11 protein-coding genes are annotated in these 11,035 nt (G+C 52.8%); 9 read left to right on the forward strand and 2 right to left on the reverse strand.

What is annotated here, in order from left to right; translation table 11 throughout:
- From INT22_RS20840 to nth, 5 genes are all read left to right on the forward strand, one after another.
- On the forward strand, positions 1-742 hold a 742-nt coding region (locus INT22_RS20840; protein ID WP_226912645.1), incomplete at its 5' end, for a 4Fe-4S dicluster domain-containing protein.
- Positions 739-1,788, forward strand: coding sequence for an RnfABCDGE type electron transport complex subunit D (locus INT22_RS11390; protein ID WP_193060188.1), 1,050 nt, complete (start codon positions 739-741; stop codon positions 1,786-1,788). The genes INT22_RS20840 and INT22_RS11390, both read left to right, overlap by 4 nt.
- Positions 1,785-2,456 carry an electron transport complex subunit RsxG gene (rsxG, locus tag INT22_RS11395; protein WP_193060187.1) on the forward strand — a complete coding sequence of 224 codons (672 nt, stop codon included), beginning with the start codon at positions 1,785-1,787 and terminating at the stop codon, positions 2,454-2,456. Before INT22_RS11390 ends, rsxG begins: the two co-directional genes overlap by 4 nt.
- Positions 2,453-3,154 (forward strand): electron transport complex subunit E, encoded by a 702-nt coding sequence (locus INT22_RS11400; protein ID WP_193060186.1) that lies wholly within the window; start codon positions 2,453-2,455, stop codon positions 3,152-3,154. The genes rsxG and INT22_RS11400 overlap by 4 nt, the downstream gene beginning before the upstream one ends.
- Before the next feature lie 15 nt (positions 3,155-3,169).
- Positions 3,170-3,808, forward strand: coding sequence for an endonuclease III (nth, locus tag INT22_RS11405; protein ID WP_172420925.1), 639 nt, complete (start codon positions 3,170-3,172; stop codon positions 3,806-3,808).
- A 53-nt stretch (positions 3,809-3,861) separates the two neighbouring features.
- Here nth and INT22_RS11410 read toward each other — a convergent pair whose 3' ends face one another.
- Positions 3,862-4,920 carry a tRNA-queuosine alpha-mannosyltransferase domain-containing protein gene (locus INT22_RS11410; protein WP_193060185.1) on the reverse strand — a complete coding sequence of 353 codons (1,059 nt, stop codon included), beginning with the start codon at positions 4,918-4,920 and terminating at the stop codon, positions 3,862-3,864.
- Positions 4,921-5,074: 154 nt separating this feature from the next.
- Between INT22_RS11410 and INT22_RS11415 the strand changes: the two genes are divergently transcribed.
- The 4 genes from INT22_RS11415 to INT22_RS11430 are packed head-to-tail and all read left to right on the forward strand — an operon-like array spanning position 5,075 to position 10,477.
- Entirely contained in the window at positions 5,075-5,449 is a 375-nt protein-coding gene (locus INT22_RS11415) for a response regulator transcription factor (RefSeq protein ID WP_038484719.1), read from the forward strand.
- Complete coding sequence (locus tag INT22_RS11420) at positions 5,446-7,506, forward strand: 3'-5' exonuclease (protein WP_193060184.1); 2,061 nt, start codon at positions 5,446-5,448, stop codon at positions 7,504-7,506. The genes INT22_RS11415 and INT22_RS11420 overlap by 4 nt, the downstream gene beginning before the upstream one ends.
- Positions 7,503-7,706 (forward strand): hypothetical protein, encoded by a 204-nt coding sequence (locus INT22_RS11425; protein WP_089038462.1) that lies wholly within the window; start codon positions 7,503-7,505, stop codon positions 7,704-7,706. Before INT22_RS11420 ends, INT22_RS11425 begins: the two co-directional genes overlap by 4 nt.
- Positions 7,707-7,708: 2 nt before the next feature.
- The gene (locus INT22_RS11430; RefSeq protein WP_193060183.1) at positions 7,709-10,477 is read left to right on the forward strand and encodes an ATP-binding protein; all 2,769 of its coding nucleotides are present in this window, start codon (positions 7,709-7,711) and stop codon (positions 10,475-10,477) included.
- A gap of 3 nt (positions 10,478-10,480) precedes the next feature.
- On the opposite strand, the gene INT22_RS20845 is transcribed toward INT22_RS11430, so the two are convergent.
- The coding region (locus INT22_RS20845; RefSeq protein WP_319022068.1) for a putative nucleotidyltransferase substrate binding domain-containing protein at positions 10,481-11,035 on the reverse strand (555 nt) is incomplete at its 5' end.

Genomic DNA, 11,035 nt, shown 5'->3' on the forward strand with positions numbered 1-11,035 from the left:
GGTAGGATTAAACCAGCAGCTACATCAAGTCATTGTGGGCGGCCCGATGATGGGCTTACCACTCTCAACACTTGATGTCCCGGTGACCAAAACGACAAACTGCTTGATTGCAGCCACCCGTGAAGAACTTCCTCCAGCCCCCAGTGAGTCTCCCTGCATTCGCTGTGGTGCCTGTGAAAGTGTTTGCCCTGTTCAGCTTCTTCCGCAACAGCTGCATTGGTATGCCCGTGCAGAGAACGACGCTACATTGGAAAAACTTCACTTATTTGATTGTATTGAGTGCGGCGCCTGCAGTTATGTTTGCCCTAGTTATATCCCATTAGTACAAGACTATCGTTCGGCAAAGCAGCGTATTCGCGATAAGCGCATTGAGTCCGCCAAAGCCGAGCACGCTAAACATCGATTTGAATTTCGTCAGGCTCGACTGGCACGCGAGAATGCCGAGAAGCAAGCTCGTCGCCAAGCAAGGCAGGCACAAAGTCGTCAGACGTCAGATAGCTCAAAGGCAACCGACAGTGCAGCGCCAGTGGTGGATTTACGCAGCTTGCGCATTGCTCAAACAGCCGCTAAAGCGGCAGTCAGAAAAGCTGAAAAAACCCTCGCAAGGGCTGCAGCAGAAGACCCAACTCAGCGCCACGATGATTTAGAAACCCAACTGGCCACCGCCCAAGAAAACCTTAAGGCAGCTGATACCCGGCTGGCTGAAGCTCGCGCCACGATGGCACAACAGGAATCGCCATGAGCATGATGCACGCCTCGCAGCGAACCACTGAATCATTAAATACGATGCCACCCACCGCCCATCTGATGCGATGGGTGATCGTCGCCACCGCACCGGGTCTTGCCGTAATGACGTTTTACTTCGGCCTGGGCGTTATTAGTAATGTGCTTTTAGCCGCCCTGTTTGCACTCGGCGCCGAAGCGCTGGTGTTAAAACTTCGCCAGCGCCTGTTACAGCCTGCGCTTAGAGATTCAAGTGCAGTATTAACCGGCGTACTGTTAGGTGCATCGCTACCACCTGCTAGCCCCTGGTGGCTCATTGGGATAGGCGTTATTGCGGCCATCGTAGTTGCTAAACAACTGTATGGCGGCCTAGGCCAGAATCCTTTCAATCCCGCCATGGTGGGCTACGCACTATTACTCGTATCGTTTCCCACTTACATGACGTTATGGTCGCCGCCGCAGCCACTAATCTCTGAAAACCTATGGGCCCAGATAAGCGGTACCTTACCGGCCTCCACACTTGATGCGCTAAGTGGTGCTACGCCGCTAGATGCCTTTAAACATAAAGGTGAAGCGGTACTGGCCAGCGAGTTTTGGGCTAGTCAGCCTTTACCTGAAGGAACATTGAACGCTTGGCGCAACGTCGCGCTAGCCTGGTTAGCAGGTGGACTGCTATTAATTGCCAAACGGATTATCAGCTGGCATATCCCTGTCTCGATGCTTGTAAGCATGGCAGTGCTTGCCACGTTTTTTTATGCCAGCGACCCAAGCCACTTTGCGTCACCACTGTTTCACCTCACCACGGGTGCCACAATGTTTGGGGCCTTTTTCATTGCCACTGATCCCGTTTCAGCGGCAACCAGCCGCCGAGGAAAACTGTTTTTTGGCGCGGGAATTGGCGCCTTGGTCATGATTATTCGCACATTTGGCGGCTACCCCGATGCAGTAGCATTTGCCGTTTTACTGATGAACTTATGTGTACCGCTATTGGATATCTATACCGTGCCACGCCCTACGGGCCAGCCTAAAGCACAGCAGCATGCAAAGCACGGTGACTCACCATGACGCCCCGCCAAGCCATGCTACGCGGCGCTTTCGCCTTAGGAGTGTTCTCACTGGTCACTGCTGGCAGCGTTGCGTTAACCCGGGCGGTGACTGCCGAGCGTATCGCTGATCATCAGCTAGCCTATCAACACCGCCAACTGCAGGATGTACTGCCTGCCGCATTAACAGATATAGCGGTTCAAACGGTTTTAGATGGCGTATTCGAGCTCCCTAACCCGGAACAACTGGGGCACCGCGAACCTCAACAGGGATGGTACGCCCAGCGCGATCATCAGCGGGTCGTCATCCTGCCGGTCGTTACTCGCCAAGGTTACAATGGCGAAATTCGGCTACTGGTGGGCATTGACCAGCAACAACGCATTACCGGTGTGCGCGTTACCCAACACCAAGAAACGCCTGGGCTTGGCGATGATATTGAGCGCCAGCGAAGTGACTGGATAACCGAGTTTAATGGCTTGAGTTTAAACAGCCTGCCACCGGGTGGATGGGCCGTGCGTAAAGATGGCGGCCACTTTGACGCTTTTACTGGCGCCACCATTACGCCACGCGCAGTCGTCAACGCCGTCCATAGTGCACTGAGCTATGTCGCCGAACATGCCACCGAACATGTCGCCGAAAACGCCACCGAAACAGAACTCCCTATTACCTTCGAAGAGTCCAGCCAATGAGTCAGTGGCGCGAACTAGCCCGAAACGGCCTATGGTCGAATAACCCTGCTCTCGTTCAGTTATTGGGGCTATGCCCCTTACTGGCTGTTAGTGGTAGCGTTGTCAATGCACTGGGATTGGCATTCGCTACCCTGCTTGTCATGGTGGGTGCTAGCACGACTATTTCACTGATTCGCCACCAGGTTCCCAGCGCAGTAAGACTGCCCGCCTTTGTCATGGTGATTGCCGCCTTTGTTACCTGTGCAGAGCTTTTAATGGCTGCATTTGCCTATTCGCTTTACCAAGTATTGGGAATTTTTATTCCGCTGATTGTTACTAACTGCGCCATTTTAGGGCGTGCAGATGCGTTCGCTTCCCGCCAGCCAGTTATTCCGGCTGCCATTGATGGCTTTATGATGGGGCTGGGGTTCGGTGGCGTATTGATTCTGCTCGGGGCACTACGCGAGTTGCTTGGGCAAGGCACGCTGTTTAGCGATATGGAACTACTATTTGGGCCTATTGCCAGCAACTGGCAACTCACCTTCGTCGATGATTATCAATTTTTGTTTTTCGTACTGCCACCCGGGGCTTTTTTCGTTGCGGGGCTGTTGATTGCGCTAAAGAATGTAATTGATCAACGCCGTAGCGCTCGCGCGCAACCTGTTCAAGCCGTCTCCCGAACCGAACGTCGCGTACGCGTTACTGGCACTATCAAATAACCAAGAGAGCACCCGATGAATGCCCAAAAGCGTCATGAAATTTTTGCTCGCCTACAGGCGGAGAATCCCCACCCCACGACTGAGCTAAACTGGAGCACGCCCTTTGAACTGCTAGCCGCGGTGCTGCTATCTGCTCAAGCCACGGACGTTGGTGTTAACAAGGCCACTGATAAGCTTTTCCCTGTGGCCAATACGCCCCAAGGGATCATTGACCTGGGTATCGATGGGCTAAAAAGTTACATTAAAACCATTGGGCTGTTTAACACTAAAGCCGAAAACCTGATGAAAACCTGTCACTTGCTGATCAACCAACATGGTGGCGAGGTCCCTGAAACACGCAAAGCGCTGGAAGCCTTACCGGGGGTAGGCAGAAAAACCGCCAATGTGATTTTAAACACCGCGTTTGGCCAGCCTACCATCGCCGTAGACACACACATTTTTCGAGTTTCTAACCGCACGGGCATCGCCAAAGGCAAAGATGTCGTTGAGGTTGAGCAAAAGCTACTACGCCATGTTCCTAAGGCATTTAAACAGGACGCCCACCACTGGCTGATTCTTCATGGGCGCTATACCTGCATTGCCCGCAAACCACGCTGCGGCAGCTGCATTATTGAAGACCTGTGCGACTATCAAGACAAAACCGAACTTGCTTAAGCCCACTGGTTGTTAACGTGAGTAAGGCAGGGGCTCGACCAACAATGCAGTGATCAGTGCTCCATCAAAAGCGCACGGTAAGCCCGACGCCATTCAGGCCACTGCCACTGCTGGGTATTCAACAGTGTTGGTTGGCTAGCGGGGTCGGTTAACCAAGCGTGCAGTCGTTGGTAAAGCCCCTCTTGCGTGCCATCAAAGCGATAGTCGTTAGGGTATAATTCGGGGAAACACAGCCTGTCGGGTACTAGAGGAACTGCGCCGCGCTGGGCAGCTTCCATAATGGCTAATCCTTGGAACTCGTGCCACGTGGTCGAGACCACAATACCACCGCCTGCTAGCAACGCTCGGTACTCCGCTTCTGGCTGTGGCCCCCAGCAAATCGTATGCGCCGCCAAACGTTCTTCTGCCTCATCAAAAATGGCAGGTACCTCCCGAAAGCGCTGTCCAAGCACCGCTAGTTCAAAAGGAACCTGCTGCTCACTCAGCTTGAACAGCACTGTAAAAAAGTCTTCGGGATTTTTATCGTACTCCCAGCGATGATTCCAAATAATCCGCTGTGGGTGTGCGTTTGTCTGGGGAGAAGCCGCTAGCGGCATTATTGGCACAGGCAACACTTTTGACTGTTGGCGTAAGCGCTCTAATGGCTTAGCTGCTGGCAGGTTTTCAGGCATCTTTTTTAACAACCGCCGCGCACCGTCGAAAAAAGAGTCGCGGTTGTAAGCGGTATTAAACACCAACGTATCCGCCGCCAACGCCGCGTATAAATTGACCATTTTGGCCTCTACCTGGGAGATTTGATCGCTAGACTCTGGGTAGGCAAACTGGTTTTCATGAAAGTAAACAATCTTTCTGGCTCGCCCTAAATGAGGGAATAAGCCAACGAGCGTGGCAATATCGACCATCGAAGTGGCTAACACAACCTCATAGGATTCACTCAGCGTCTCGTACTCTTTTAACCACCAACTCAATGGGTTACCGCGGATTCGCCACGAAAAGTGGCGTGGCGGCAAGCTAAGCAACGTCCAAGAGACATCGTTTACTTCGGCCATCAGACTGTGTGCCCAATAGCGGTGACTAACAGCCTCATAAGCAGACAATAATAAAACGCGCATAAATACCTTAATAAAAAGCCCATTAAACAACGTAAAAAGTAGCCGCTTAATGAGAGACGTTACGAGCATTCGGCCAAGGTCGTCTTGGCCTAACCTGCCGCGCTACATACACTCTAATCAAACACCTAACAACGACCCCTTTAGGGAGGGCATCATGGCCAAAGTACTCGTGGTCGACGACGAGCCCAATATTGTACTGTCTCTGGAATTTTTAATGGAGCAGGCAGGCTTTCAAGTTGTCACCGCCTACGACGGAGAAGCCGCACTCGAACGTATCAACGATTCCGCCCCCGACCTGCTACTGCTTGATATCAGCCTGCCCGGAATCAGCGGTTTTGATGTACTTGAGCACCTTCGCCGTTCAGAAGCGACGGCCCAACTGCCGGTCATTATGCTGACCGCCCATGGGCGAGATATCGAACGTGAGAAAGGCTTAGCGCTAGGGGCTGATGACTACATCACCAAACCGTTTTCGACCCAGTCGCTAATTGAAAAAGTTAAATCACTGCTCAATGGCAACCCACAATGACCCGCGACGGGCTCCCTAAACGTCAGCGACTCATTGGCCTATGGCTGCTGCTAAGTGGTATCAGCTTGCTGGGAGGCGCTATTTTTGCTGCGTGGCTGGATGCTCAGCTTTCGCCTACTGGCCCTACCCGTGTAGCGCTCTGGTTGGGCAGTTTTTCCGGCGGTGCGACGATATTTTTAGTTGGCCTGCTACTAGAACGCATGCTTTTCACCCCTCTACGCCATTTGCAGGTTCAACTGGCCAGATTAGTGGCAAACCCAGATGCTCGTGATGAACACCCACCAGAAGGCTGGCTGAAAGGGCTTGGCCCTGACCTACGCAGAGTGCGCGAGAGTTGGCGCATTGACCGCAATCAATTAGCTACGGCGCATGCCGACGGCGCACGTAGCGCCGCAAAAATACGTCGCGAATTAGAAACGCTGCTGCAAGTACTCGAAACCCCTTTATTGCTATGTGACCACCACCGCCGTTTGATGCTATTCAACCAGGCCGCAGAAGATTTCTTTGTCGATAATACGGCGTTGGGCTTGGGAAAACGCTTAGAAGCGCTACTCCCCGTTGCCAGCCTACAACAAGCGCTTAGCCAACTTCCTGCGGATGGTTCGCCCCGCGAACTGCTTGCCCCCTGTGATAACCGCTGGTTAAAGGTCGTGCTACGTCGAGTTCCTGGCAGTGATGGAGAAACACTACTAACGTTTAGCGATGCAACCGCTTCCTGGTCAAATGAAATGGGTGTTAGAGCAGAACTCGCCACCAAGCTCCCTCTCCTACGCCAGCACACGGCAAGCCTGACCAGTGCAGCGGATGCACTGATACAACTGCGCCATAACGGCACCGAGAACCCAGCGTTACGTCAGCGGTTCGAGCAGGTAATCCAAGAGGAAGGCGCCACCCTAGGTAATAATGTTGGTCAAATCGGCCAGTTATTGGATGATTTGCAACATCAAGGTGAGCGCTTGACTCCCATGTGGTCGAATGACTTCTGGCAAGCCCTGGATGAACGCTTAGACCCAGCGCATCGACTCATCACCCCCGTCGGCATGCCTGCCTGGTTTAAAGGCGACGCACCGGCACTGATTGTTCTGTTTGATTCCTTAGTCAAGCATCTTAACTCTCACCTGCCGGTTAGCCATTTTGAAGGTGAGATATGCCTTGGCAACAAGCGGGTTTATTTGGACTTAATTTGGCAAGGCAGCCCCTTGCCAGAGCATGAGCTAGCGAAATGGCGTCGCCAGCCCCTGCCATCGCTACCGCTTAATCCGCTGGTGTCTGACGTACTGCGCCAGCATGCGAGCGATATTTGGAGCCTTGCTGACGATGATGCTATTCATGCGCGCCTGCGCCTGCCGCTACCAGCCATGGAGCGCGTTGGGGCGCCTCGAGAAACCGCACCTCCGCGACCAGAGTTCCATGATTTCGGCATCGCTGACCTGCCGCCACCCGATGAGGAGTTGGCGAACCGCACATTACGTAGCCTAGAAGTGGTTGCGTTTGATACTGAAACCACCGGCCTTGAGCTACGCCGAGGGGATACGGTGATTAGCCTGGGGGCTTGTCGGGTGGTCAATGCGCGGCTATTGGCCAGCGAGGTCTTTGATCAAAAAGTCGACCCGAAACGTCCAATCCCCCCTACCAGTACAGCAATACACGGATTGACAGATGCTGATGTGGCCGGTGCACCGCCCCTTGATATTGTCCTAACGCGCTTCCGAGATTACGTCGGTGAAGCGGTTTTATTAGCGCATAATGCCGCGTTTGATATGCTCGCCATTACTAACAAAGGGGTTGTCTTTGATTTGCCTGTCATCGATACCTTATTAATCTCAAGAGCATTAGACGAAGCGTTAGATGGGCATGATTTAGATACGTTGGCACAACGCTACGACCTGACGTTCCCACCAGGCACTCGCCACACGGCGCTTGGTGACGCCCGTGTAACCGCTGAATTATGGCTAGCGTTGTTACCCCGGCTTGAAGCACGTGGCGTGGATACGTTAGAGCAGCTGTTGGCGCTGCAGGCCAACGCGTTTGATCGCCAGGATGCCAGCGCCTCATGAAACATCCAGGCTCACGGCAAATCGAGCGTTTAATAGCCTTATTCGCCCTAGCAATACTGCTCTTCAGCCCCCCGCTGATTATCATGGTTGACCGGCTCACCTCTTTGAGCATGAGCTGGTTACCGCTTTATCTGTTTATTGCTTGGGGCGCGGTAATTGGCCTCACCGCCTGGTTAATGGAACAACGTTCAGGACGCTGATCATGCGTACAGATGCAGTGATTCTAGGAACGGCATTTGGCTATTTGGCACTACTGTTTGTCGTCGCCGCGTGGGGGGACCGTCGTGCCGAGCAGGGTCGATCATTAATTGGCTCGCCCACGGTATATGCGCTGTCGATTGCCGTTTACTGCACCGCATGGACGTTCTATGGCAGCGTGGGACGCGCAGCAGACCACGGCCCCAGTTTCCTGCTTATCTATCTTGGCCCAACCCTGGCGATGCTTCTCGCCCCTGTCGTCATTCGCAAAATGGTGCGTATCGCATCCCGCCAGCGCATCACTTCTATTGCTGATTTCATTAGTGCTCGTTATGGCAAAAGCACCAGCTTAGGCGCACTCGTTGCATTAATGGCCCTCATTTGTATAACGCCCTACATTGCGCTGCAGTTAAAAGCGATCACCGTTAGCCATGCAGTACTGGTGAACTATCCCAATACCGCGGATGCCACCCTGGTTGATGAGCGTTTCTGGCTGGACAAATCGCTTTGGGTCGCCTTAGTGCTTGCGGTATTTATTATACTTTTCGGCACCCGCCATCTCGATGCCAGTGAACGACATGAGGGCATGGTTGCTGCTATTGCCTTGGAATCACTGGTGAAGCTAATTGCGTTTATGGCCGTCGGTATTTTTGTGGTATTTGTGTTGTATGAAGGCCCCGGCGCGCTATTCGCCAGCGTCGCCACGATGCCAGAAATAGCGGAAAAAATGGGGTTGGAAAGCGTACCAGGCGGTGCCACTGGCTGGGTCGGAATGCTAATACTGGCCTTTCTGGCCTTTTTAACCCTACCTCGTCAGTTCCAAGTGTTGGTTGTCGAAAACGTCGATGAACAGCATTTAGCCAGGGCGAGCTGGTTATTTCCGCTTTATATGTTGCTCATCAACCTGTTTGTTATTCCTATCGCCTTTGCTGGCCTTCTGTTAGGAACTGGCGCGGGCGATTCCGATAGTTTTGTGCTGACACTGCCCCTTTCTGCAGGGCTTGAAGGATTACCCTTGCTGGTATTTATAGGCGGTCTTTCAGCAGCTACTGGCATGGTGATTGTTGAAACGATTGCACTTTCTACCATGGTGAGTAACCAGCTCATTATGCCCTTACTGCTAAGAACTCAACGCCTTCACCTGAGCACGTCCGGCGAGTTGGCAGGTTGGTTGTTGGGCATTCGCCGCATTGCCATCGTTTTGATACTGCTGCTTGGCTATCTATACCACGCGCTGATTGGTGACTCCTACAGCCTTGTCACTATCGGGCTTGTCTCCTTTGCTGGGGTGGCACAATTTGCCCCAGCCCTGTTAATTGGCCTCTACTGGCGTGGCGCGACTCGCCAAGGAGCCACCGCTGGCTTAATCGCAGGCTTTTTAGTCTGGTGCTATACGTTACTGCTACCAGGTTTTGCCCAATCCGGTTGGTTAGATGCAACGTTTCTAACTCAGGGGCCATGGGGCATTTCATGGCTGATGCCTTACCGCTTATTTGGCCTGGAAGATTGGGATATTTATTCCCACGCACTGCTGTGGAGTATGCTGGCAAATGTTGGCTTACTGATTGGCGTGTCACTTTTTAGCCGCCCTACGCCACTTGAGCAAACCCAAGCCGCCCTTTTCACTGGCGCCTTACACCCTAACTTGCAAACGACCTCTTTATGGAGAGGACAGACGACTCAAGGCGCCTTAAAAGAATTACTTATTCGCTACCTTGGCAACCAAGTCACCCATCGGGTGTTTAACCAAAGCATTAATAAAAGCGACTACCGCTCAGACGAACCGGCAACAGCCGATCTAATTACCCGTTCAGAGCAGGCGCTGGCAGGTTCACTTGGCAGTGCATCAGCGCGCGTACTGATCAATTCAGTGGTGCGTGGAGAAGCACTGGATCTTGAGTCGATTTTGAGTATTTTAGACACCACGTCACAAACCCTGGAGTACAACCGTCGGCTAGAGCAAAAATCACAAGAATTAGTCGCTGTAAGTGACGAGCTACGTAGTGCCAATGAACAGCTGCGCGAGCTTGACCGCCTGAAGGACGAGTTTGTCGCTATGGTAAGTCATGAGCTTCGAACCCCGCTAACCTCGATACGCGCGTTTGCCGAAATATTACGCGATAGTGATCAATTACCCGATGAAAAACGCCAACATTTTCTGGGCGTTATTGTCCATGAGAGTCAGCGTCTTTCGCGTTTAATCGAGGAAATTCTTGACCTTGCGCGCTTAGAGAGTGGTCGCCTGACGCTGCATCCTGTTCCCCTCGACCTAGCAGCCCTAGCGAGGCAGAGCATCGATGCGGTTGCACGCTTACATGAAGATCGAGGTATTACCCTCGATATCAGTTTAGCGGCTGACCCCGCCATGGTGGTCGGTGATCAAGACCGCTTGGAGCAAGTCATTATTAACCTGCTCGATAACGCCAGTAAATTTGCTGACCGCCAGCAGCCTCAAGTGCGGCTGGCACTTTATCGGCACCGTAATCATTTTCGTTTAAGCGTTGAAGATAACGGCCCAGGTATCAGCGCTGACGAACGTGAGCGCGTATTTGAGAAATTTCATCAAATACAGCAAAGCGGCGAGACACCACGCGGACGCCCCAAAGGTAGCGGCCTTGGCTTACCTATCAGCCGAGGCATTATTGCTCACCTGGGCGGAAGGCTATGGGTGGAAGACGCTAAAATGCTGGGTGGCGCATGCTTAACCCTAGAGCTGCCAGCAGCCCCTAAGGAGTCAACTCTAGGTAACTCTTCGCAGCTTACGGGGGAATAGCCGTTATAAGCGCTTTACTTGGTTAACAAACGCTTTGATTTGCTGTAAATCAAATTTCAGCAGTAGCCGCTCATCATCACGAAGACGTCGCAGGTCCACCCAGCCGTCGGCTGTTTGTCCGTGAGACTTATTGTGGCGTTGCTGCTCTAAAAGCAAGTGCTGCATACGGCTAAAAGCGGCTAGCAGTAAGTTCGATTGCTCCTTCGTCAACGTACGTGTGAAATGGGCAAGTGCCGTTAGTCGTTCACGTGTGCCTATCTCACGTCGCTGGTAGCGCACACAGAGTAATCGGGCAGCGCTTATTAGAGGCATCAATCCTTGTCGCTTAAGATCGATTGCTTGGTCATAGGGAGCCGCTAGCCCAGGATGTGAAGCAATGCGACCAAACCGGTCAAGCGCCACCGGCAACTCATCTAACAACGCCGCCATTTCATTCATGAACAAAGGCGCGCTTGAGAGAGTTGAGCGCACCCGTTGGCCTAACGTTTGTGCGAGCTCAGGGTTCCCTGCCACAGGATAAAAATCGAGCCATATATTGGTTTGCTGCACCCGCTTAAC

The organism is Halomonas sp. 3D7M (assembly GCF_014897885.1).
Taxonomy (GTDB): Bacteria; Pseudomonadota; Gammaproteobacteria; order Pseudomonadales; family Halomonadaceae; genus Vreelandella.

What these genes read in the sequence shown, in the direction of transcription:
- INT22_RS11390 (WP_193060188.1), top strand. Translation starts at nt 739, where the DNA reads ATGAGCATGATGCACGCCTCGCAGCGAACCACTGAATCATTAAATACG.
- INT22_RS11425 (WP_089038462.1), top strand. Translation starts at nt 7,503, where the DNA reads ATGAAACATCCAGGCTCACGGCAAATCGAGCGTTTAATAGCCTTATTC.
- INT22_RS11415 (WP_038484719.1), top strand. Translation starts at nt 5,075, where the DNA reads ATGGCCAAAGTACTCGTGGTCGACGACGAGCCCAATATTGTACTGTCT.
- INT22_RS11420 (WP_193060184.1), top strand. Translation starts at nt 5,446, where the DNA reads ATGACCCGCGACGGGCTCCCTAAACGTCAGCGACTCATTGGCCTATGG.
- INT22_RS11400 (WP_193060186.1), top strand. Translation starts at nt 2,453, where the DNA reads ATGAGTCAGTGGCGCGAACTAGCCCGAAACGGCCTATGGTCGAATAAC.
- INT22_RS11430 (WP_193060183.1), top strand. Translation starts at nt 7,709, where the DNA reads ATGCGTACAGATGCAGTGATTCTAGGAACGGCATTTGGCTATTTGGCA.
- INT22_RS11410 (WP_193060185.1), bottom strand. Translation starts at nt 4,920, where the DNA reads ATGCGCGTTTTATTATTGTCTGCTTATGAGGCTGTTAGTCACCGCTAT.
- nth (WP_172420925.1), top strand. Translation starts at nt 3,170, where the DNA reads ATGAATGCCCAAAAGCGTCATGAAATTTTTGCTCGCCTACAGGCGGAG.
- rsxG (WP_193060187.1), top strand. Translation starts at nt 1,785, where the DNA reads ATGACGCCCCGCCAAGCCATGCTACGCGGCGCTTTCGCCTTAGGAGTG.